At 60.6% G+C, this 21,641-nt stretch carries 18 protein-coding genes; 12 read left to right on the plus strand and 6 right to left on the minus strand.

Annotation, left to right across the window (positions count from 1 at the left end):
• Nucleotides 1–50: 50 nt before the first annotated feature.
• From bacA to galE, 5 genes are all read right to left on the minus strand, one after another.
• Nucleotides 51–866 carry an undecaprenyl-diphosphate phosphatase gene (gene bacA, locus AB5Z02_RS01350; RefSeq protein WP_005355537.1) on the minus strand — a complete coding sequence of 272 codons (816 nt, stop codon included), beginning with the start codon at nt 864–866 and terminating at the stop codon, nt 51–53.
• 115 nt (nt 867–981) lie between these two features.
• Nucleotides 982–1,971 carry a galactose-1-epimerase gene (gene galM / locus AB5Z02_RS01355; protein WP_368215051.1) on the minus strand — a complete coding sequence of 330 codons (990 nt, stop codon included), beginning with the start codon at nt 1,969–1,971 and terminating at the stop codon, nt 982–984.
• Nucleotides 1,968–3,116, minus strand: a complete 1,149-nt coding sequence (gene galK / locus AB5Z02_RS01360) for a galactokinase (protein ID WP_368215052.1) — start codon at nt 3,114–3,116, stop codon at nt 1,968–1,970. The genes galM and galK overlap by 4 nt, the downstream gene beginning before the upstream one ends.
• Nucleotides 3,113–4,171 carry a UDP-glucose--hexose-1-phosphate uridylyltransferase gene (locus AB5Z02_RS01365; RefSeq protein ID WP_368215094.1) on the minus strand — a complete coding sequence of 353 codons (1,059 nt, stop codon included), beginning with the start codon at nt 4,169–4,171 and terminating at the stop codon, nt 3,113–3,115. The genes galK and AB5Z02_RS01365 overlap by 4 nt, the downstream gene beginning before the upstream one ends.
• Nucleotides 4,172–4,231: 60 nt before the next feature.
• A complete protein-coding gene (gene galE / locus AB5Z02_RS01370) occupies nt 4,232–5,245 on the minus strand; it encodes a UDP-glucose 4-epimerase GalE (RefSeq protein ID WP_368215054.1) in 1,014 nt (337 codons plus the stop codon).
• 201 nt (nt 5,246–5,446) lie between these two features.
• Between galE and AB5Z02_RS01375 the strand changes: the two genes are divergently transcribed.
• The 6 genes from AB5Z02_RS01375 to AB5Z02_RS01400 all read left to right on the plus strand — a co-directional run bounded on the left by AB5Z02_RS01375 (nt 5,447) and on the right by AB5Z02_RS01400 (nt 15,352).
• Complete coding sequence (locus tag AB5Z02_RS01375) at nt 5,447–6,454, plus strand: substrate-binding domain-containing protein (protein ID WP_368215055.1); 1,008 nt, start codon at nt 5,447–5,449, stop codon at nt 6,452–6,454.
• 189 nt (nt 6,455–6,643) lie between these two features.
• Complete coding sequence (locus AB5Z02_RS01380; RefSeq protein ID WP_368215056.1) at nt 6,644–9,703, plus strand: beta-galactosidase; 3,060 nt, start codon at nt 6,644–6,646, stop codon at nt 9,701–9,703.
• A gap of 276 nt (nt 9,704–9,979) precedes the next feature.
• Complete coding sequence (gene mglB / locus AB5Z02_RS01385) at nt 9,980–10,966, plus strand: galactose/glucose ABC transporter substrate-binding protein MglB (protein WP_005340747.1); 987 nt, start codon at nt 9,980–9,982, stop codon at nt 10,964–10,966.
• Nucleotides 10,967–11,019: 53 nt separating this feature from the next.
• The gene (gene mglA / locus AB5Z02_RS01390) at nt 11,020–12,540 is read left to right on the plus strand and encodes a galactose/methyl galactoside ABC transporter ATP-binding protein MglA (protein WP_033136359.1); all 1,521 of its coding nucleotides are present in this window, start codon (nt 11,020–11,022) and stop codon (nt 12,538–12,540) included.
• Between the two features lie 16 nt (nt 12,541–12,556).
• Nucleotides 12,557–13,567 (plus strand): galactose/methyl galactoside ABC transporter permease MglC, encoded by a 1,011-nt coding sequence (mglC, locus tag AB5Z02_RS01395; RefSeq protein WP_005342585.1) that lies wholly within the window; start codon nt 12,557–12,559, stop codon nt 13,565–13,567.
• 51 nt (nt 13,568–13,618) lie between these two features.
• Nucleotides 13,619–15,352, plus strand: a complete 1,734-nt coding sequence (locus AB5Z02_RS01400) for a methyl-accepting chemotaxis protein (protein WP_368215058.1) — start codon at nt 13,619–13,621, stop codon at nt 15,350–15,352.
• 67 nt (nt 15,353–15,419) lie between these two features.
• Here AB5Z02_RS01400 and trmA read toward each other — a convergent pair whose 3' ends face one another.
• A complete protein-coding gene (gene trmA / locus AB5Z02_RS01405) occupies nt 15,420–16,553 on the minus strand; it encodes a tRNA (uridine(54)-C5)-methyltransferase TrmA (RefSeq protein ID WP_042081769.1) in 1,134 nt (377 codons plus the stop codon).
• Between the two features lie 170 nt (nt 16,554–16,723).
• Between trmA and AB5Z02_RS01410 the strand changes: the two genes are divergently transcribed.
• The 6 genes from AB5Z02_RS01410 (at nt 16,724) to AB5Z02_RS01435 (ending at nt 21,640) form a co-directional block, all read left to right on the plus strand.
• Nucleotides 16,724–17,866 (plus strand): DUF5610 domain-containing protein, encoded by a 1,143-nt coding sequence (locus AB5Z02_RS01410; RefSeq protein WP_368215060.1) that lies wholly within the window; start codon nt 16,724–16,726, stop codon nt 17,864–17,866.
• 89 nt (nt 17,867–17,955) lie between these two features.
• The gene (locus tag AB5Z02_RS01415) at nt 17,956–18,489 is read left to right on the plus strand and encodes an ATP--cob(I)alamin adenosyltransferase (RefSeq protein ID WP_043821496.1); all 534 of its coding nucleotides are present in this window, start codon (nt 17,956–17,958) and stop codon (nt 18,487–18,489) included.
• Between the two features lie 96 nt (nt 18,490–18,585).
• Nucleotides 18,586–20,271, plus strand: a complete 1,686-nt coding sequence (locus tag AB5Z02_RS01420; RefSeq protein ID WP_331461732.1) for an HAD-IIIC family phosphatase — start codon at nt 18,586–18,588, stop codon at nt 20,269–20,271.
• Complete coding sequence (locus AB5Z02_RS01425; protein WP_042081775.1) at nt 20,264–20,488, plus strand: acyl carrier protein; 225 nt, start codon at nt 20,264–20,266, stop codon at nt 20,486–20,488. The genes AB5Z02_RS01420 and AB5Z02_RS01425 overlap by 8 nt, the downstream gene beginning before the upstream one ends.
• Nucleotides 20,485–21,249 (plus strand): AAC(3) family N-acetyltransferase, encoded by a 765-nt coding sequence (locus tag AB5Z02_RS01430; protein ID WP_108542640.1) that lies wholly within the window; start codon nt 20,485–20,487, stop codon nt 21,247–21,249. The genes AB5Z02_RS01425 and AB5Z02_RS01430 overlap by 4 nt, the downstream gene beginning before the upstream one ends.
• Nucleotides 21,239–21,640, plus strand: a complete 402-nt coding sequence (locus AB5Z02_RS01435) for a VOC family protein (RefSeq protein ID WP_110304271.1) — start codon at nt 21,239–21,241, stop codon at nt 21,638–21,640. The genes AB5Z02_RS01430 and AB5Z02_RS01435 overlap by 11 nt, the downstream gene beginning before the upstream one ends.
• The last annotated feature ends 1 nt before the right edge of the window (nt 21,641 follow it).

The following is a 21,641-nucleotide window of genomic DNA, read 5'->3' on the forward strand; positions in this document are numbered from 1 at the left end:
GAAAAAGGGACCACATTGGTCCCTTTTTTCATTTGATTGCTGGTTGCCGGTCAGGCTACAAACACCAGATAGACGGCGAATGCCACGATAAAGCGGTAGATGGCGAACGGGATAAAGTCGATGCGGCGGATCAATGTCAGGAAGGTCTTGATCGCAAACATCGCCACCACGAAGGCGGTGATAAAGCCCACAGCAAACATCGGGAAGTCGGCCATCGAGAGGAAATCGCGGCTCTTGTAGAGATCAAGCCCACTGGCCGCCACCATCATGGGCACCGCCATGATGAAAGAGAACTCGGCGGCGGCGTGACGACTGATCCCCATCAGCATGCCACCACTGATGGTGGCGCCGGAGCGGGAGAAGCCGGGCCACAGGGCCAGACACTGGAACAGACCGATGCCGAACGCCTGCTTGTAGCTGATGTCATCCAGGGTTTCTGCTGTGACGGCCGGGCGGAACTTCTCGGCGATGATCAGCAGGATGCCCCCCGCGACCAGCGCGTACATGACGGTCTGCGGACCAAACAGGTTGGCCTTGATCCAGCTGTGGATGGCCAGACCGACCACGATGGCGGGCATCATGCCGAGGATGACATGCACCAGCGACAGGGTCGCGTGATCCCGGGACGGCTTCTGGCCGAAGTGGATGCCAATCAGGCCAAACAGGCGGCGCCAGAAGACGGCGACCACGGCGAGGATGGAGCCAAGCTGGATCACCACTTCGAAAGTGGCAGCCTTGGGCCCTTCAAAGCCCAGCAGATGGCCGACGATAATCATGTGGCCGGTGGAGGAGACGGGGAGGAACTCGGTCAGCCCCTCGACGACGCCCAGAATAAAGGCGACCAGCAGGCTATAAGTGTCAGTCATCGAACAAACAATCCTTAACTTCGTTGATGTAAAAACGCCCCGAAAGGGTCTCGGGGCGGCATATCTTGCTCGATTGTGACTGCTGAGGCTATGTAAAAATCATGAATTCTTTAAGTTAGTCGCGGATAAAGCGGTAGCGGGTCTGGTGGTGATAACGCTCGCTAGGCAGCAGCCAGGGGTTGCCCAGCTCGGGGCGATTGGGGCTGTCCGGTAGCTGTTGCGCCTCAAGACAGAAGCCGTCGTGATCCCGGTGCGACAGGCCGCTGCGGTTCGGGGTATTGGCCAGCCAGTTGCCGGTATAGAACTGTAGCGAGGGTTGGTTGGTATAGACCTCCATCGCCAGCTGCCTGTCCCCTGATACCACGCGAGCAGCCCACACTTGCGTTGGGCCGTTGAGCACAAAGGCATGATCGTACCCCTTGGCCTGTTGCTGCTGGGGATGACTCAGCCAATCCTGCCCGACAAGGCGCTCTTGGCGCAGATCGAACGGCCCCTCCACCGTAGTGATGGCGATCGGCAAACCGCTCGGATCGGTGGGCAGGAAGTGATCGGCATTGATGCTGATGAGGTGGTCACGGACATCGTCACCATCGGTTTGCCCATCGAGATTGAAGTAGGCGTGGCTGGTGAGGCTGACCGGCGTTGTGGCATCCGTGCTGGCGATGAAATCCACCACCAGATCGTTCTGCTCAAGCCGGTACTCCAAGGTTACCCGCAGATTGCCGGGAAAGCCCTGATCCCCCGCCCGGGAGAGCAACGCCAGCTTGACCCGATCCGCCTCCAGTTCCTTGATTTGCCAGCGCTGGCGATGAAAGCCAGCCTGCCCGCCGTGCAGACAGTTGGGTGCCTGATTGGCATTCAGCGGCCAGTGCTGTCCATCACGCACCAGCTCGGCACCGCCGATGCGGTTGGCAAAGCGTCCTGCCACCGCCCCCAGCCACACCTGTTGGGTGGGATAGGCGTCGTCGGCACAGCCCAGCAGCACTTCGCGCCGTTTGCCCGCTACCGGCAGGGTGAGGGAGGTGAGGGTTGCGCCGAAGTCGAGGCCGCGCAGGCGCAGCCCCTCCTCGTTTTCCAGTTCGAACGGGGTCATGGCGCTGCTCATAGCTTGCCTGCACCGGCGCTGGCGCGGCAGACGTAGCAGTCGGCCTTGAGGCCCGAGATGGCCGGATACTCCGCCTCGACGGCGGCGATCACTTCGGCCACCTTGTCGGGGCGCAGCAGGGCGACCACGCAGCCGCCGAAGCCGCCGCCGGTCATCCGCACGCCGCCATTTGTGCCGATCCTGGCCTTGATGATCTCCACCAGACCGTCGATGGCGGGCACTGTGATCTCGAAATCATCGCGCATGGCGGCGTGTGATTCGGCCATCAGCTCGCCGAGTCGGGTCAGATCGTGGCTCGCCAGTGCATCGGCCGCCGCCAGGGTGCGGGCGTTTTCACCGACAATGTGGCGGGCACGACGATAGCAAGCATCATCCAGCCCGGCCTTGCCCGCTTCCAGTCCGGCCAGATCGAGGTCGCGCAGCGCCTTGACTCCGTAGTGACGGGCGGCCGCTTCGCACTGCTGGCGGCGGGTGTTGTATTCGCTGTCCACCAGACCGCGACGCACATTGGAGTTGACGATCAGCACTGCCAGATCGTTGGGCATGGGGATGAGACGGGTCTCCAGCGAGCGGCAGTCGAGCAGCAGGGCATGATCGGTTTTGCCGCTGGCGGATATCATCTGATCCATGATGCCGCAGTTGCAGCCGACGAACTTGTTCTCCGCCTGCTGGCCATTGAGGGCGATCTCGGCCTGGCTGATGTCGAGCCCCAGCGCCTCCTTGAAGGCCTGACCGATGGCTACTTCCAGCGAGGCAGAGGAGGAGAGCCCCGCCCCCTGCGGCACGTTGCCGGAGACCACCAGATCAAGGCCGCGCAGGGCATAACCACGCGCTTGCAGATATTTCACGACGCCACGGATGTAGTCGCTCCAGCGTTGGCTGGGGTGGTGCTCGATGGGCTGGTCGAGGTCGAACTGGTCGCGCTGGTTGTTGTAGTCGGCGGCGATCACCTGCACTTGCCGGTCATCGCGCAGACCGATGGCGACGCAGGTCTCGTAGTCGATGGCGCAGGGCAGCACGAAGCCGTCGTTGTAGTCGGTATGTTCACCGATGAGGTTGACGCGGCCGGGGGCGCGCACCAGCAGATCGGGCGCTTTGGCAAATTGCTCGGCAAAAACGGTGCTGACGCGTTGGCTGGGGGTCATAGGGCCTCCTCATTGGTGTGGCTGGTCTGGTTGTAGTGAACGGGGCTCAGGGCACGCAGCCGCTCGGCAGCCTGCTCGGGGGTAAGGTCGCGCTGGGTCTCGGCCAGCATCTCGAAGCCGACCATGAATTTGCGCACGGTGGCGGAGCGCAGCAGTGGCGGATAGAAGTGGGCGTGCAGCTGCCACGCCTCGGGGCAATCCGATTTGGGCGGTGCAAAGTGCCAGCCCATGGAGTAGGGGAAGCTGCACTCGAACAGGTTGTCGTAGCGGCTGGTGAGCTCCTTGAGCGCTACCGCCAGATCCTGTTGCTGGGCCTTGGTCAGATTGAGCATGGAGGGGACGTGCGCCTTGGGCAGCAGCAGGGTTTCGAACGGCCAGGCGGCCCAGAAGGGAACTACGGCGAGCCAGTGCTCGGTCTCCACCACGATGCGCGAGCGATCCGCCAGCTCCCGCTCTACATACTCCAGCAGCATGGGGCGGCCATGCTCGGCCAGCCAGCCTCGCTGGTGCTGCTCTTCGCGGGCGATCTCGTTGGGCAGGAAGTCGCTGCCCCAGATCTGGCCGTGGGGGTGCGGGTTGGAGCAGCCCATGACGGCCCCTTTGTTTTCAAAGACCTGCACCCATTCCCACTGGGCTGACAGCTCGGCGACCTGATCCATCCAGGTGGTGATCACCCCCTCGATGGCGGGCAGCGGCAGCTCGGGCAGGGTCTTGCCGTGATCCGGCGAGAAGCAGATCACCCGGCTGGTGCCGCGGGCGGCTTCCAGCTTCAGCAGAGGATCACCTGCGTTGTCGGCGGCCGGGGTATCCTGCATCAGGGCGGCGAAGTCGTTGGTAAAGACGAAGGTGCCCTGGTAGTCGGGGTTGATGTCGCCAGTGACCCGGGTGTTGCCGGCGCAGAGGAAGCAGTCGGGATCGTGGGTCTGCTTGGGGGCTTGATTCACCTTCTCCACCTGTCCCTGCCAGGGGCGTTTGGCCCGGTGGGGGGAGACCAGCACATACTGGCCGGTCAGCGGATTAAAGCGGCGATGGGGATGATCGACGGGGTTGAACATCATCTCTCCTGAATAATATATGGAAAATTAAAGTCGTTTATTAACGGGGAGCAGGCAGGCCTACTCCTCGTAACCGTTCGGATTGGTGGATTGCCAGCGCCAGCTGTCGGCACACATGGCGTCGATGTCGCGGGTCGCCTGCCAGCCCAGCTCACGCTCGGCCTTGGCCGGATCGGCCCAGCAGGCGGCGATGTCGCCAGGGCGGCGCGGTTCGATGCGAAATGGCAGCGGCTTGCCACAGGCAGCGGAGAAGGCGGCGACCAGCTGCAACACGCTCTGGCCCTTGCCGGTGCCCAGGTTGTAGGTGTGCACGCCACCCTTGTCGGCGCAGTGTTGCAGCGCCTTGACGTGCCCCTCGGCGAGATCCATCACGTGGATGTAGTCGCGTACGCCGGTGCCGTCCGGGGTGGGGTAATCGTTTCCAAAGACCGACAGGTAGTCGCGACGGCCGATGGCGACCTGGGTGATATAGGGCATCAGGTTGTTGGGGATCCCCTGCGGGTCTTCACCCATGGTGCCCGATTCGTGGGCGCCGACCGGATTGAAGTAGCGCAGCAGGGTCATGCTCCAGTGGGGTTCGGCCAGCTGCAGATCTTCGAGGATCTCCTCGATGATCAGCTTGGATCGCCCGTAAGGGTTGGTGGCGCTGCGAGGGAAATCCTCGCGGATCGGCAGGCTGGCGGGATCGCCATAGACGGTGGCCGAGGAGCTGAACACCAGATTGTGCACATTGGCCCGCTTCATCGCCTGCAGCAGGGTGAGGGTGCCGCCGAGGTTGTTCTCGTAGTAATCCAGTGGAATGCGGGTCGACTCGCCGACCGCCTTGAGGGCGGCAAAGTGGATCACTGCATCGATATGCTGCTCGGCGAAGATCCGGTCCAGCAGGGCCGCATCGCGAATATCCCCTTGATAGAACAGGGGTTGCTGGCCGCTGTTGGCAGCGACTCGGGCCAGCACGCTGCGTTTGCTGTTGCCGAGGTTGTCGACCACCACGGGATTCATGCCTGCCGCTTGCAGGGCCAGACAGGTGTGGCTGCCGATATATCCGCAACCGCCGGTGACCAGAACCTTCATCTTGCTCTCCACTGAAAAGTGTCTGGAAGGAGTCTAGCCGAGGGTGTGGCGACCAAACTGTGAGCTTGCTTGCAAAATAGTGTAAACGATTACACTGTTTTTATGGTCACCCTGACGGCAGATATGCGTTTCACCCCTGTTTTCAATGGGTTTGCTGGGTATAATGGCGCTCTATTGCACAGTGAAAGAAGTGAAAACAGCATGAGCACCATCAAGGATGTCGCCCGTTTGGCCAATGTGTCGGTGGCAACGGTTTCACGGGTGATGAACAACTCCCCCAAGGCCAGTGCCGCGTCTCGCGAAGTGGTGCAGAAGGCCATGGCTGAACTGGGCTATACCCCCAACGCCAACGCGCGGGCACTGGTCAGCCAGACTTGCGACACCATGGGGGTGGTGGTTGGTGACGTGGCGGATCCCTTCTTCGGTGCACTGGTGAAGGGGGTCTCCGGCATCGCCGTCGAGCAGAACCTTCACCTGCTGATGGGTAACGGTTTTCACAAGGCGCGTCAGGAGCGTGAGGCGATCGAGCTGCTGATCGGCAAGCGCTGCGAGGCGCTGGTGGTGCACAGCAAGGCGCTGAGCGACGAGGAACTTTACGATTACGCCATGCGGGTGCCCGGTATGGTGTTGATCAACCGCGATATTCCGGCCCTCAAGGGGCGCTGCATCGCCCTCAACAACCGGCTGGGTGCGGCTACGGCGACTCGCTACCTGATTGAACTGGGTCACCGCCATATCGCCTTTATCAGCTCGGATCATGCCATCGAGGATGCCACCTTGCGCCTGCAGGGCTATCAGGATGGATTGATGGAAGCCGGTCTGGCAGCCGATCCCGAGCTTATCGAGAGTGGCACCCCGAACGAGGAGGGGGGCGAGCGCGCCATGCTCAACCTGCTGGCCAAGGGGCTCAAGGTGACCGCTGTGGTGGCCTATAACGATGCCATGGCGGCGGGCGCCATCTCCGTGCTGGCCGACAACGGCCTGCGAGTGCCGGAGGAGGTTTCGGTGGTGGGCTTCGATGACATCATCTATGCCAGATACCTGAGGCCCAAGCTCTCCACCATGCGCTATCCCATCGAGTTGATGGCGGCCCAGGCGGCCAAGCTGGCCATTCAGCTGGCGGCGGGGGAGAGTGACGCGACCCAGAGCCGGATCTATACCCCCACCCTGATCAATCGCCACTCGGTGGCACCGGTTCGGGCCGGATAGCCCCCTTTTTAGGCCCTGTTCGGGGCCGTTTCTTGCACAGTTATTGTTTTACCTGTTTTTAATCATTTTTACTCCGCTTTACTTAACAAAATTAGTGTAATCGTTTACATCTGTGTGAGCGAGATCGCCGTTCCCTGCGTCATACTTCTCTAGACTGAATACGTTTTTCAATCAGCAGGGAGAGAGTGAATGCTCAGGGAGATAGTGGCGCGTCAGGATTGGCAGACTCAGGCCATTACGTCGGTAAACCGTCTGGCTGCCCATACCCCCATGTTCAGCTGGCGCAGCGAAGCGGATGCCAGGGGTGATCTGGCCTCTTCCTCCCGTCTCTTGCTCGATGGCGAGTGGCGCTTCTCCTTCTTTGCCGCTCCCGAATTGGTGCCCGAGAGCTGGCTGGCGCAGGATCTGGCGGATGCTTGCCCCATTACAGTGCCGGGTAACTGGCAGCTGGATGCCGCCTATCCGGCTACGCGGCCGCTCACCGATGGCCCCATCTACACCAATATCAAATACCCCTTTCCCTGCGATCCACCGCGAGTGCCAGCAGAGAACCCCACCGGTTGCTACTCCCGCGAGTTCGAACTGCCCGCCGAGTGGCTGGCCAGCGGCCAGAGCCGGATCATCTTTGACGGGGTGAGCAGCGCCTTCCACCTGTTCTGCAACGGCCGCTGGGTCGGCTACTCCCAGGACAGCCGCCTGCCCGCCGAGTTCGATCTGACTCCTTATCTGCAAGCCGGTCGCAACCGGTTGGCGGTGCTGGTACTGCGCTGGTCCGACGGCTCCTATCTGGAAGATCAGGATATGTGGTGGCTGTCGGGGATCTTCCGCTCCGTCAGCCTGCTGCACAAACCGGCCCGTCATCTGATGGATATGCGGGTGACGCCTGAACTGGATGCCTGCTATCGGGATGGCCGTCTCAAGATTGCCCTGCAGGTCGCCAATGGGGCCGGTCTGTCGGTGGAGGCCAATCTCTATGACGGCGGCGAGCGGGTCGCGACCCTGCGCCAGCCGATAGGCACCCAAGCCGTTGATGAGAAAGGGGCGTATGACGATCATGCCGAGCTGTGGCTCGACGTGGCTGCGCCGCGCAAGTGGAGCACCGAGACGCCCCATCTCTATCGCCTGACCCTGACCCTGCTGGACGAGCAGGGCAAAGCCATCGAGAGCGAGGCGTGCGATGTGGGCTTTCGGGTGGTGGAGATCCGTGGCGGCCTGCTGCGGGTCAATGGTCAGCCGCTGCTTGTTCGCGGTGCCAACCGTCACGAGCATCACCCCGCCAAAGGCTATGCTATCGATCGCGCCACCATGGAGCGGGATCTGCTGCTGATGAAGCGGCACAACTTCAATGCGGTGCGCTGTTCCCACTATCCCAACCATCCCGATTTTTATCGCCTGTGCGATCGGCTTGGCCTCTATGTGGTGGACGAGGCGAATCTGGAGACCCACGGCATGACCCCCATGGGGCGGCTGGCGCGGGATCCTGCCTGGAGCAACGCCTTTCTGGAGCGGGCGACCCGCATGGTGGCACGGGATTTCAACCACCCCTCGATCATCATCTGGTCGCTGGGCAACGAGTCGGGGTACGGCCCGGCCCACGATGCCATGTATGGCTGGATCAAGCGCAGCGACCCGAGCCGTCCGGTGCAGTACGAGGGGGGCGGGGCCGATACCCCGGCCACCGACATCATCTGCCCCATGTATGCCAGAACCCATCAGGATCAACCCTTCCCGGCGGTGCCCAAATGGGCGCTGGCCAAGTGGATCGGCCTGCCTGGCGAGCACCGGCCGCTGATCCTCTGCGAATATGCCCACGCCATGGGCAACAGTCTGGGGGGCTACGCCCACTATTGGCAGGCGTTTCGCGATCATCCACGTCTGCAAGGCGGGTTTGTCTGGGATTGGGTCGATCAGGGGCTCGACAAATACACCGCCGATGGTCGCCACTACTGGGGCTTCGGCGGCGACTTCGGTGATGTGCAAAACGATCGCCAGTTCTGCTGCAACGGCCTGCTGTTCCCGGATCGCACCCCCCATCCAGCCCTGTGCGAGGCAAAGCGTGCCCAGCAGCCGTTCCGCTTCACTCTGCTTGAGCACACCCCGTTGCGGGTGCGGATCGAGAGCGAATACTTGTTCCGCTCCACCGATAACGAGCGGCTTTGCTGGCAGCTGTGCGAGAACGGCCATGTGCAGCAGCAAGGGGAGGTTTCCCTCATGCTGGTGCCGCAAGGGGTGGTCGAGTTGACCCTGAGCGAGGCGTTGCCCACCTTTGCGGCAGGCTCACTGGCCTGGCTCGATCTGGCGATCGTTCAGCCACAGGCCACCCTCTGGTCGCAGGCGGATCACAAGGTCGCCCGTCAGCAGTTCACTCTGCCGACCCCCCTTGCCCTGCCTGCTCCTGCCGCTGCCGCCACCCTGACCGAACAGCCGGATGGCTGGCGGATCACTGCCGCCAACAGCCAGTGGTGGCTCGACAAGCAGAGCGGCCGTATCACCAGTTGGCAAAAATTGGGGCAGGAGCAGCTGCTGGCGCCGATCATGGATCACTTCTACCGCGCGCCGCTCGACAACGACATTGGCACCAGCGAAGCGGATCACGCCGACCCCCACTCCTGGATTGCCCGCTGGCAGGGTTGTGGCCTCGGCCAGTGGCTGCACCGCTGTCTGGGGATCGCGGTCGCCGGAGGGGATATCCGGGTCAGTCATGGCTACTTCCACCACGATGAGCTGCTGCTGGTGAGTCACTGGCATCACCGCTTTACCGACGATGGCGCCATGAGCCTGGAGATAGAGACCGAGCTGGCGCAAGCGCTGCCTTCGCTGCCGCGGATCGGTCTGCTGCTCCATCTGGCCGAGGTGCCAGCGCGAGCAGAATGGCTGGGGCGTGGCCCTCACGAGAACTATCCGGATCGCCTGCTGGGCGCCGATCTGGGGCGCTGGAGTTTGCCGCTGGAGGCCATGCACACCCCTTATGTTTTCCCGAGTGACAACGGCTTGCGCTGCGATACCCGCCAGTTGCAGTTGGGCAGCACGACGGTGAGCGGCACCTTCCATTTCAGTGCCAGCCGCTTCAGTCAGCAACAGCTGGCCGCTGCTCGTCACCAGAGCGATCTGGTGGCCGAAGAGGGGCTGTGGGTCTGTCTCGATGGCGCCCACATGGGGGTGGGCGGTGATGACTCCTGGAGCCAGAGCGTGCGTCCCGAGTATCAACTGCTTGAGCGCCGTTACCGTTGGGGCTGCACTCTCCGTTAAGCCAGCTATGGAGGCGACTGTCGAGCCAGTGCGCCATTTTGACAACAGACCAGTAACGACTAGCCTCAATGCTGTGGGAAAGATTGAGTCTCAAATCTGATTTTTATTTATATGTATTTGAAAAATAAATATAAAGTTTCAATGTAACAGAGTGTAAACGTTTTCATTTTGTCGTCATGATCACAGAAGAAATGACAACAAACTGATTACATTGATTGGCGCTTGCTCAATTGCTCGCCACCCTACAACACAGATAGACACATCGGAGCACACATAATGAAAAAACTGACCACAGTTGCCGCCCTGCTGATGGGCATGATGGCTGGAGCCAATGCCCAGGCTGACACCCGTATCGGGGTAACCGTCTACAAGTACGACGACAACTTCATGGCGGTCGTGCGCAAGGCCATCGAGAAGGAGGCGGCAGCCACTCCGGGGGTGGAGCTGCTGATGAACGACTCCCAGAACGACCAGTCCAAGCAGAACGACCAGATCGATGTGCTGCTGGCCAAAGGGGTGAAGGCGCTGGCCATCAACCTGGTTGACCCGGCTGCGGCGCCGGTGGTGATTGAGAAAGCCCGTGGCGAAGATATCCCGGTGGTCTTCTACAACAAGGAGCCGAGTGCTACCGATCTGGCCAGCTACGACAAGGCCTACTACGTGGGCACTGACTCCAAGGAGTCAGGGATCATCCAGGGTCAGCTGATTGCCAAACACTGGAAAGCCCATCCGGAGTGGGATCTGAACAAGGATGGCGTGATCCAGTTCGTGCTGCTGAAAGGGGAGCCGGGCCACCCGGATGCGGAAGCGCGCACCTCCTACGTGGTCAAGACCCTGAACGATGGCGGCGTCAAGACCGAGCAACTGCACATGGATACCGGTATGTGGGATACCGCGATGGCGAAAGACAAGATGGACGCCTGGATCTCCGGCCCCAACGCCAACAAGATCGAAGTGGTCATCGCCAACAACGACGGCATGGCAATGGGTGCAGTCGAGTCACTGAAAGCCCAGGGTAAGACTGCCATTCCGGTATTCGGCGTCGATGCGCTGCCGGAAGCGCTGGCCATGGTCAAGAGCGGTGCCATGGCGGGTACCGTGCTGAACGATGCGGCCAACCAGGCCAAAGCCACCTTCGAGCTGACCAAGAACCTGGCTGAAGGCAAACCGGCCGGTGAAGGCACCAAGTGGAATATCGTCGACAAGGTAGTGCGTGTTGCCTACGTCGGTGTGGATAAAGACAACCTGTCCCAATTCGAGTAATTCCCTCCTCCAGGGCAAGGGAGATCCCCTTGCCCTTTTTTCAACCAGATGTGATGGCTGATATGACAACACAGCAACAATCAGAATGGCTGTTGGAGATGATTGACGTCAGTAAGAGCTTTCCCGGCGTCAAGGCACTCGATAATGTCAATTTACGGGTCCGTCCTCATTCTGTGCATGCGTTGATGGGCGAGAACGGAGCGGGAAAATCCACACTGCTCAAGTGCCTGTTCGGCATTTACGAGAAGGATCAGGGCAAGATCTTCTTCAAGGGGCAGGAGATCAACTTCACCTCCTCGAAAGAGGCGCTGGAAAATGGCGTCTCCATGGTGCATCAGGAGCTCAACCTGGTGTTGCAGCGTACCGTGATGGACAACATGTGGCTCGGCCGCTACCCCACCAAGGGGTGGTTTATCGACCACGGCAAGATGTATGACGACACCAAGCGCATCTTCGATGAGCTGGATATCGACATCGACCCCAAGGTGAAGGTCGCGACCCTGTCGGTCTCCCAGATGCAGATGATCGAGATCGCCAAGGCGTTCTCCTACGATGCCAAGATCGTCATCATGGACGAACCCACCTCCTCCCTGACCGAGAAAGAGGTGAATCACCTCTTCAAGATCATCAACAAGTTGAAGGATAAGGGGTGCGGCATCGTCTACATCTCTCACAAGATGGAGGAGATCTTCCAGCTCTGTGACGAGATCACCATATTGCGGGATGGCCAGTGGGTGGCAACCCAGCCGCTCAAGGGCATGACCATGGATCAGATCATCGGCATGATGGTCGGCCGTGAACTGACCCAGCGTTTCCCGGAAAAGACCAACCAGCCGAAAGAGGTGATCCTTGAGATCGAACACCTGACGGCGAAGAACCAGCCCTCCATTCAGGATGTGACCTTCAACCTGCACAAGGGGGAGATCCTCGGCATCGCCGGACTGGTGGGGGCCAAGCGCACCGACATCGTCGAGACCCTGTTCGGTATTCGCGATCGCAGTCAGGGCAGCATCAAGCTGCACGGCAAAGAGGTAGCCAACCACAACGCCCACGAAGCGATCCGCAACGGCTTTGCGCTGGTGACGGAAGAGCGCCGCTCCACCGGTATCTACTCCCGGCTCGATATCGCCTTCAACTCCCTGATCGCCAACATGGACAGCTACAAGGGCTCCATGGGGCTGCTCAGCGACAACAAGATGAAGAGCGATACCCAGTGGGTGATCGACTCCATGCGGGTCAAGACGCCGACCCAGCAGACCCAGATCGGTTCCCTCTCCGGGGGCAACCAGCAGAAGGTGATCATCGGTCGCTGGCTGCTGACCCAGCCGGAGATCCTGATGCTCGACGAGCCCACCCGCGGCATAGACGTCGGGGCCAAGTTCGAGATCTACCAGCTCATCCTGGAGTTGGCGAAGAAGGACAAAGGGATCATCATCATCTCGTCAGAGATGCCGGAATTGCTGGGGATCACCGACCGCATCATGGTGATGAGCAACGGCCGGGTCGCCGGGATCGTCAATACCAAAGAAACTGACCAGAGCGAGATACTGCGCCTGGCATCTCTGTACCTCTAGAGACAGGAAGACATTTATGGAGTCGGCTAAAAATTTCAATCTGATGCAGGCGCTCAAGGAAAACGCCATCTATCTGGTGCTGCTGGTGCTGCTCATGGTCATCGTGATCCAGGAGCCCTCCTTCCTGAGCCTCACCAACTTCAGCAACATCCTGACCCAGTCCTCGGTGCGGGTCATCATAGCGCTGGGGGTGGCGGGCATCATCATCACCCAGGGGACGGATCTCTCGGCCGGTCGTCAGGTCGGTCTGGCGGCACTCATAGCAGCAACCATGTTGCAGGCGCTGACCAACGTCAACAAGGTGTTCCCGACGTTGGGGGAGGTGCCCATTCCGGCGGTGATCCTGCTGGTGTGTGTTGTGGGGGCGCTGATTGGTCTGGTCAACGGTCTGATCGTGGCCTACTTGAACGTCACCCCGTTCATTACCACCCTGGGCACCATGATCATCGTCTACGGTATCAACTCCCTCTACTTTGACTCGGTGGGTGCTTCGCCGGTGGCCGGGTTTGACCCTCGCTTCTCCAGCTTCGCCCAAGGGTTTATCCGGATAGGAGGATTCAAGCTCTCCTATCTTACCTTCTATGCGGCCATCGCCAGCGTCTTTGTCTGGGTACTGTGGAACAAGACCCGCTTTGGCAAAAACATCTTCGCCATCGGTGGCAACCCCGAGGCTGCCAAGGTCTCCGGCGTCAACGTGGCGGTCAATCTGGTGATGATCTATGCGCTGGCGGGGGTCTTCTACGCTTTCGGCGGCATGCTGGAAGCGGGCCGTATCGGTAGCGCCACCAACAACCTCGGCTTCATGTACGAGCTGGATGCCATCGCGGCGTGCGTGGTGGGCGGCGTGTCGTTTGCAGGCGGGGTGGGAACGGTCGCGGGTGTGATCACCGGCGTACTTATCTTCACCCTGATCAACTATGGTTTGACCTATATCGGGGTCAGCCCTTACTGGCAGTTCATCATCAAGGGCGGCATCATCATTCTGGCGGTGGCATTGGATTCCATGAAGTACGCCAAGAAGAAATAACGATTGGCAGAGAGGGTTGGCGTTGCCAGCCCTCTCTTCTGGAGGGAACCCATGCCATTCAAGGTCAAGATTTACCTCTTGCTGCTACTGGCCATTCTGGTCACCATCGGCACCGCCGGGCTCAGCGTGAATCACTTCATCAGTGGCTATATTCGCACTCAGGCCACCCACAACATCAACGAGCAGATCACTCTGGTCAAAGAGAAGCTGGCCAGCGACATCAATCAGAAAATCCTGTTGGCCGCCAACCTCAACTTCGGGGTGACCAACGTCAAGAAGACCCTGCAAGAGACCGGCTTTCACAACATCGTCAAGGTGATCGGCGACATGGCCTTCGACGTGAGCGGGGTCATCAACGACAACGCCAAGGTCGATGCCCTGCGCAAGCTGATCCCCGCCGCCAACAACCAGATCACCGTCAGCCCGCTGCAACAGGTGGATGGCAAGCCGGTCATCACCATTCTGGTGCCGCGCGGTGCCGATTCTGCCTATCTCTACTACCTCGACATGAGCGAGTTCAAAAGCCTGCTGGAGAAGATGAGTGGCGATGGCCGCTACTTCTCGTTGGCCGACAGTCAGGGCAACAGCCTCTATGACAGCAAGCCGCAGGGGGAGAGTGAAGCACGCCCCAACCAGCTGGATATCCGTGGCAGCAGCTGGACGCTGACTGGCTACATCGATCTTGACTACATCCGGGCCATGACCCGGGCCCTCAACGGCCAGATCATCATGGCGCTGTTCGGCGTGGCGATCGTGGTGATGGTGCTGGCGATGTTGGCGCTCAATGTGGCATATCGCCCTATCCTCTCGTTGCGGGATCTGGTGCTGGAGCTCTCTCGCGGCAGCGGCGATCTCACCCGCCGACTGGCGGTAACCAGCAAGGATGATCTGGGCCAGATCTCGGCCGGCATCAACCGCTTTATCGAGCGGCTGCAGGAGATGATGGGGGAGGTGCGGCAGGCGAGCGGCCAGCTCAACAGCGGCATCGAGGGGTTGGCCAGCCAGACCGGCGCCGCCCAGTCCCTGCTGGCGGACCACGTACGCGAGACCGAGCAGGTGGTGACCGCTATCAACGAGATGAGCCGCACCGCGGTCTCCGTCTCCGAGAGTGCGGCCAGCACCGCCCAGCTCACCGGCCAGAGCCAGCAGCTGGCGAGCCAGTCTCGTCAGGTGGTGGATCAGGCGATGGCCAGCGTGATGGCGCTGGTGGATGAAGTGGAAGCCACTGCCCGCTCCATCGAGGCGATGCAGCAGGATGTGCAGCAGATTGGCTCAGTGCTCGGGGTGATCGGCAGCATTGCCGAACAGACCAACCTGCTGGCGCTCAACGCCGCCATCGAGGCGGCCCGCGCCGGTGAACAGGGGCGCGGTTTTGCGGTGGTGGCAGACGAGGTGCGTTCCCTCGCAGCCCGTACCCAGCAGAGTACAGCCGAGATCCAGACCATGCTGGCCAGTCTGCAGCGGGGCACCAGAACTGTGGTGGATGCCATGGGCAACACCAAGCAGAGCTGTCAGGGGGCGGCCGAGAACACTACCAGGGTCAACGAGTCGCTGGATCTGATGGCAGGGGAAGTGGTGGAGATCAACGATCTCATCAGCCATATCGCCACGGCGGCGGAGCAGCAGAGTGCGGTGGCCGAAGAGATCAATCGCAACATGAGCGCCATCGCCGAAGTGATCCGCCAGCTGACCCACAATGGCGAAGCGACGGTTGCCAGCTCCGCTGCGATGCAGCAGACCTACGACCGGCTGCGGGAGATCGTGGGCCACTTCCGGCTGGAGTGAGGCCGGTGTTCAGTCAATAACAAAACAGGGCCATCCGGCCCTGTTGTTGTTTTCCTGTCTGCCTGAATCAACCGGCCTTGCGGCGCAGATAGACCCCGGCTTCCATGTGATGGGTCCAGGGGAACTGGTCGAACAGGGCGAAACGGGCGATCTCGTGGGTCTCGCCCAGTACCGCCATGTTGGCCTGCAGAGTCTCGGGGTTGCAGGAGATGTAGAGGATGTTGTCGTACTCCTGCACCAGCTTGACGGTGGCATCATCGAGACCGGCGCGGGGCGGGTCGACGAAGATGGTGTTGCACTGGTAGCTCTTGAGATCGACCCCCTTGAGGCGGTTGAACTCCCGCTCGCCACGCATCGCCATGGTGAACTCCTCGGCCGACATGCGCAGGATGATCAGGTTGTCGACGCCGTTGGCGGCGATGTTGAACTGGGCGGAGTCGACGCTCGGCTTGGCTATTTCGGTAGCCAGCACCTTGCGGAAGTTCTGCGCCAGCGCGATGGAGAAGTTGCCATTGCCGCAATAGAGCTCCAGCAGGTCCCCTTCGCTCCCCTTGGTCACATCCAGCGCCCAGGCCAGCATCTGCTCGTTGATGGCGGCGTTGGGTTGGGTGAAGCTGTTCTCCACCTGCTTGTAGATGAGCTGGCGACCCGCCACGTTGAGCTGTTCGATGACGAAGTCATCCCCCAGACAGATCTTCTGCTTGTGGGCGCGGCCAATCAGCTGTAGCTCGAACCCCTTGGCGCGCAGATCGGCCTGCAGCACTTCGGCGGCTTGTTGCCATTCGGCCTCCAGCTTGCGGTGATAGAGCAGGCTGACAATGATCTGGCCGGACTGGGTGGAGAGGTAGTCGATCTGGAACAGCTTGCGGCGCAGCACCGGGTGTGGGCGCAGCCCCTCCAGCAGCAGCGGCATCAACTGGTTGATGAGGCGGCTGGCGGTAGGGAAGTGGTCTATCTTGATGATCTCTTTGGTCGCCGGGGCATACATGCAGTGGAAGAGGTCATCCCCTTCGTGCCAGATGCGAAATTCGGCGCGCATCCGGTAGTACTCCGCCGGTGAGCTGTGCACTTCCAGCGCCGGGAGGGTGAAGCCGGCAAACAGCTCGGTGAGGCGAGCGCGCTTTTCGTCGAGTTGGGCCTGATAGTCGGCCGCGGTTCTAGGCGCCGGAGCGTTCGCGGAAGGCTGTTGGGATTGGGTCATAAATACCTCACATGCACACCGGCCGGGCCGGGTCGAAATCGGGGGAAGGCAACAGGCCACCCAAAGGGGCCCGATTTTAAAAGCCAGCCGCAGATTGTCCAGCATTTTGTGGTCAAGAAGTGTTCAGTCAGGCCGATAGCTGATCTACAGGCATGGTGGGAGGACACATTATGCAGATCGAAGGCGTGGGCGTAGCCCAACCCAAGGGAGTGGGGGTTTCTCCCAAATCGCCCCAACAGGCGGAGCAGAAACAGGTCAAGAGCGAGGAGGAGGTCTCCTTGCACAAGCCGCCCAAGTGGGCGCAGGTGCTGATCCAGCAGGCGTTGCAGTTCTCGCTGGAGATCAACGGCCAGGGTTATCAGGCGCCGAAGGTGAAAGAGCCCGAAGAGATCACCCCGGAGACCCTGTTCGACTTCCAGTCGGTGGCGGACAACGTGCTGCAGTTCGTGACCGGGCGGCTCGGTGCCGCGCGCGCCGATGGCAAATCCGACGACGACCTGACCGGGATGATGGAGCAGGCCCGCAAGGGGGTCGACAAGGGCTTTGACGAGGCGAAGAAGCAGCTCGGCAAGTGGGCGACTGACAACGACGATATCAAAACCGGTATCGATCAGAGCTACAAGCTGATCCAGAAAGGGCTCGAGGAGTTCGAGAAGGAGTTCTTCGGCAAGGTCTCTCCGACCGACATGGGGCAGGCCGAGATGGCCAGTCGCCAGCAGGGGTATCTGGAGATCCAGACCAAGGATGGCGACAAAGTGGTGCTGCGCTTTAACGACAGCTGGCAGACCAAGTCCCAGACCAGCGAGAGCGGCAGCCAGTTCAGCCTCAAGTCGAGCCAGAGCTTCAGCTTCTCGCTGGAGGGGGATCTCAACAGCGACGAGATGGAGTCCATCGGTAAGCTGGTCAAGGGGATCGACGAGCTGGCGGGGAGCTTCTTCTCCGGCAACTTCGAGGATCTGCTGGACAAGGCGGGCGAGCTGAAACTGGATGACAGCCAGTTGGCCTCCTACTCCCTCAAGCTCAAGCAGAGCGTCAAGCTGAGCCAGACCTATCAGGGGGCGCACTCCCTGCAGGATCTGATCAAGCCGTTTGCCGACTACCTGCCCAAGCTGGATCAGGTGCAGAAACAGGCAGATACCCTGCTGCCACCATCCCAGCAACAGGCGCTGACCCCGGCCGTGTTGGCGGCGAGAGGGGAAGGGGAACCTGCACAGATCGATCGCTTCACCAGCTTCAACCAGCGGATGCTGGAGGCGCTGCGGATGATCAACCAGTTCCAGCCCTCCACCGAGCCTGCCAGCAAGCGCGTCTGAGCCACAGCGCGTTACGCAAGTAATAAGCTGCCGTTTGCCAGCCCTTCCCGGGGCTGGCACACTGGCCTTTTCTCCAATCCGGTTGCCCCATGAACCCCAAGAAGCCAAGAGACAAGCGCGAGCTCTGCTACCCCTTTATCTTCGAAACCTCGCTCAAATGTGATTTTGAAATCGCCACCGACGAGCTCTGCTGTCAGGTCGGGGCCGTGCTGTCACACCTTGCACCGGATGCCGATACCGAGCCCATGCTGGCGGATCTCGCGGCGTTGCAGCGACTTATCTACAACCTCAACGGCTCGGTGCGCGGCAAGCTGGGGATCTTCGATGCAGACCTTGAGTGGCTCAAGGCACGTTACGACCACTACAACGAGGCGAGTCGCGGCAGCGTCACCGGTTTCGTGCTGCCACAGGGGCCGCAGCCCATTCCAACCCTCCATCTGTGCCGCTGCGGCAGCAAGAAGGTGGTGCGGCTGCTGGTCCGGCTGGAAGAGAGCGGGGTGGCCTTCGATCCCATTCTCTATCGCTTCGCCAACCTGCTGGCCAACTTCTTCTTCGTGCTTACCGTCTACCTCAAGCAGCGCTGGCAGGTGCCGGAAGTGCCCTACGTCAGCATCAATTACTGATGGCGGCAGAAAAAGCTTTTGTTTTTCATGAGGTTTAAACACGATAGTCTCATGTGCTCGTACTCGGTATGGTTCCGGTAACACAATAGGGAGGTCATTAGAATGATTCATCTCTGTGGTAGTTCGTTCTTGATGCCGGGCAATTTTGCCTGGCGGACTCTGGCTGAATATGACGAGGTGCAGGTTGCACCTTATGGCCAGTGGTTGCAGACCTTAATGAATCAGGGCATCGATGCCAATTCGCAAACTCACATCATCATCTGGCTGTGGGAAGATTTGGTGCCCGCTCAGACCCTGCAGGAGTGGGGTCGTCTGACGCAGGACGAGCAGCAGCTGGCGGCCGCCGCTTTCGTCGATGCGCTCTGCTTGCCTCTGTTGCAGCATCTGCAGCGCCGCCCGCAGGATCATGTGCTGGTGGGGGCCTGCAGCCATGCCCCGCTCTCCGCCTATGGCCCGGCCCCTGCCGTGCTCGCTGCGCTGGCCAGTGCGTTTGAGCTGCAGATGGCCCGCCTGCGCCAGCAGCAACCCGGCCTGGACGACCTGCACCTGCCGCTCTGGCTGCAACAGTATGGCCGCCAGCACTGCTTCGATCGGCGCAACCTCTATCTGATGTCATGCCCCTTCTCCATGGCCGGTCTGGCCAGCCTGGCGCAGTGGATTCTACCCTTGCTGCAGCGATTGAAGCGATCCGCCCACAAGGTGCTGGTGCTCGACTGTGACAATACCTTGTGGGGCGGCGTGGTTGGCGAAGACGGTGTCGGCGGCGTCCTGCTGGGACAGGACGGAATGGGCCGGCTCTATCAGGCCTTCCAGCAGGCGGCCAGTCATTGGCACGGGCAGGGCATAGTGTTGGCGCTCTGCTCCAAGAATATGGCGGACGATGTGTGGCAACTTTTTGATGGGCATCCGGGCATGGTGCTGACACGTCAGCATATCGCTGCTGCCGAGATCGGCTGGGAGCCCAAATCCCGCGGGCTGAGGCGGCTGGCCACGCAACTCAATGTTGGGTTGGATAGCCTGGTATTTTGGGATGACAGCGAGCTGGAGCGGGCCGAGGTGCAGGCCAACTGCCCTGAGGTGATGGTAGTCACCCCCCCAGCCGACCTTTGGACGTGGCCGGATGCCCTGATGACGCTGCCAGCCCTGTGTAGTCGCCACCCGAGCAGCCGGGATGATGGCTTGCGGCAGCGTTCCTACCAAGCAAAGGCTGAGGCTGAGGCTGTACGGAGGAAACTGGGCGATGAGTGTGCCTTCTTGCGGCAATTGGCATTACACGCCAACTGGCAGTCGCTATCCCCTGGCAACCAGTTGCGAGCCGAACAGCTCAGTCAGAAGACCAATCAGTTCAACCTATCTTCCCGTCGTTATCAGGCTGCTGAGCTGGCCCGGCTGGCCGCCGAGGGCTGCGAGGTCTGGCTGGCCAGCTTGCGGGACAGGTTTGCCGATCACGGCATGACTGCCCTGCTGGTGGTGCGTCCGCTCGATGAGGGAAGAGTGCTGTTGGACACCTTGGCCATCAGCTGTCGTGTGCTGGGGCGTGGCTTTGAATATTGGCTGCTGGCCCAACTGGTTGATCGGTTGCTGGCGCAGAATGTGACCGAGCTGGTCATTAGTTTGGTTACTACGGAACGCAACTTGCCAGCACGGGATTTTCTGGCGAATCTGCCAACTCGGCCGATAACCATTCCAGCGGGATTGATACCGCTGACGGATGAGGTATTCCTTAGTCTGGATCTGACTTCTCTTTCTCTCCCGTTTTTGGAGTTTTATACCAATGAATGACCTTATTTTGCTTGTACGCCAGCAGTTTCCTCAGGCAAATGTCAACGCGCATTCAGCGCTAGGAAGTTTTCCAGAGTGGGATTCTCTGGGCCATTTCAATCTTCTGTTACTGATCGAGCAGCACTATGGCGTGCGTTTCGAACCGAATGAGCTGACCGAGTTGAAGAGTCTGGCCGAGATCCAGCAAGCCTTGTTGAGCAAAGGGGTTGCTGTGTGAAGCAGGCTCTCGAGCAGGCGCTCACCGAGCTGGGGATTCCCAGAGGCGTCGCCCTGATGGTTCACTCGGATGCTATGGTGGTGGCCCAGTTTGCCGGTATGGGCAACGCTGCGGGTATTTCGGCCTTTTGGGCATATCTCGAACAGTGGCTGGGGGGGCACCTGCTGGTGCCGACTTTTAGTTACAGCCCGATGACAGGAGAGTGCTTTGATCCTGTGCAGACACCGAGCAAGGTGGGGCTGATGACAGAGCTGTTCCGGCTGCGCGAAGGCGTTGTGCGCACGTTGGATCCTATCTTCAGCATAGCGATTAGCGGCCCGCAGGGATCTGCGCTGGTCGCTAGAGAGTGCCACGATTGCTTCGGCCAAGAGAGCCCGTTTGGCTGGCTGGAAGAGCAGGACGGTTGGCTGCTGGGGCTGGGTTGTCACCCTGACCGCATCACCTTCACCCACTATGTGGAGCAGCGGCTGGCCGTCTCCTACCGCTATCACAAGGGGTTTGCGGGTCAGGTGTGCGTCGATGGTGGAGTGCGGGAGTGGCAGGCGGATTATTATGTACGCGACTTGTCGCTGGCCAGCGAGATCGATCTCTCCCGGCTGGTGGCTCTGCTTCAGGAGCGAGGAGCCTGGCGTCAGACGCTGTGTCAGCGGGTGCCAGTCTGGGCGGTCTCGTGCCGAGACTTTATCCAGATTACCAGCGAGTTGCTGGCGTCGGCCCCATACGCCCTGATCCGGGCTGGAGGAGAGTCCCATGCAGTTTGATCACATCGGACTGGTGGTGCCGGATCTGGCGAGTGGTGTGGCCTATTGCCGCGACGTGTTAGGGCTGAGCCGTTTTTCGACGGCGGTGGAAGACCCTCTGCAGAGAGTCTGGGTGCAGTTTGTGCACGATGAGCATGGGTTGTGTTACGAACTGGTCGCCCCTGCCGGTGAGGACAGCCCTGTGACCCAGGTGATCAAGACCCGGCGTAATGTCATCAACCATCTCGCCTATCGTGTACAAAGTCTGCAGGAGGGGGCCACCAGACTACGCGAACAACGTCATCTTCCCCTTGGGCCCAGCCAACCTGCAGTGGCGTTTGGAGGGGCTCATGTCCAGTTTTTTCTCAGCCCCTTGGGCCATATTGTTGAGCTGATTGAGGACGTTGCGTGAC

Source organism: Aeromonas sp. R2-3 (genome assembly GCF_040908375.1).
GTDB lineage: Bacteria > Pseudomonadota > Gammaproteobacteria > Enterobacterales > Aeromonadaceae > Aeromonas > Aeromonas veronii.

What these genes read in the sequence shown, in the direction of transcription:
- mglC (WP_005342585.1), top strand. Translation starts at nt 12,557, where the DNA reads ATGGAGTCGGCTAAAAATTTCAATCTGATGCAGGCGCTCAAGGAAAAC.
- AB5Z02_RS01410 (WP_368215060.1), top strand. Translation starts at nt 16,724, where the DNA reads ATGCAGATCGAAGGCGTGGGCGTAGCCCAACCCAAGGGAGTGGGGGTT.
- AB5Z02_RS01380 (WP_368215056.1), top strand. Translation starts at nt 6,644, where the DNA reads ATGCTCAGGGAGATAGTGGCGCGTCAGGATTGGCAGACTCAGGCCATT.
- AB5Z02_RS01435 (WP_110304271.1), top strand. Translation starts at nt 21,239, where the DNA reads ATGCAGTTTGATCACATCGGACTGGTGGTGCCGGATCTGGCGAGTGGT.
- galE (WP_368215054.1), bottom strand. Translation starts at nt 5,245, where the DNA reads ATGAAGGTTCTGGTCACCGGCGGTTGCGGATATATCGGCAGCCACACC.
- mglB (WP_005340747.1), top strand. Translation starts at nt 9,980, where the DNA reads ATGAAAAAACTGACCACAGTTGCCGCCCTGCTGATGGGCATGATGGCT.
- mglA (WP_033136359.1), top strand. Translation starts at nt 11,020, where the DNA reads ATGGCTGATATGACAACACAGCAACAATCAGAATGGCTGTTGGAGATG.
- trmA (WP_042081769.1), bottom strand. Translation starts at nt 16,553, where the DNA reads ATGACCCAATCCCAACAGCCTTCCGCGAACGCTCCGGCGCCTAGAACC.
- galK (WP_368215052.1), bottom strand. Translation starts at nt 3,116, where the DNA reads ATGACCCCCAGCCAACGCGTCAGCACCGTTTTTGCCGAGCAATTTGCC.
- AB5Z02_RS01375 (WP_368215055.1), top strand. Translation starts at nt 5,447, where the DNA reads ATGAGCACCATCAAGGATGTCGCCCGTTTGGCCAATGTGTCGGTGGCA.
- AB5Z02_RS01425 (WP_042081775.1), top strand. Translation starts at nt 20,264, where the DNA reads ATGAATGACCTTATTTTGCTTGTACGCCAGCAGTTTCCTCAGGCAAAT.
- galM (WP_368215051.1), bottom strand. Translation starts at nt 1,971, where the DNA reads ATGAGCAGCGCCATGACCCCGTTCGAACTGGAAAACGAGGAGGGGCTG.
- AB5Z02_RS01365 (WP_368215094.1), bottom strand. Translation starts at nt 4,171, where the DNA reads ATGTTCAACCCCGTCGATCATCCCCATCGCCGCTTTAATCCGCTGACC.
- bacA (WP_005355537.1), bottom strand. Translation starts at nt 866, where the DNA reads ATGACTGACACTTATAGCCTGCTGGTCGCCTTTATTCTGGGCGTCGTC.
- AB5Z02_RS01415 (WP_043821496.1), top strand. Translation starts at nt 17,956, where the DNA reads ATGAACCCCAAGAAGCCAAGAGACAAGCGCGAGCTCTGCTACCCCTTT.
- AB5Z02_RS01400 (WP_368215058.1), top strand. Translation starts at nt 13,619, where the DNA reads ATGCCATTCAAGGTCAAGATTTACCTCTTGCTGCTACTGGCCATTCTG.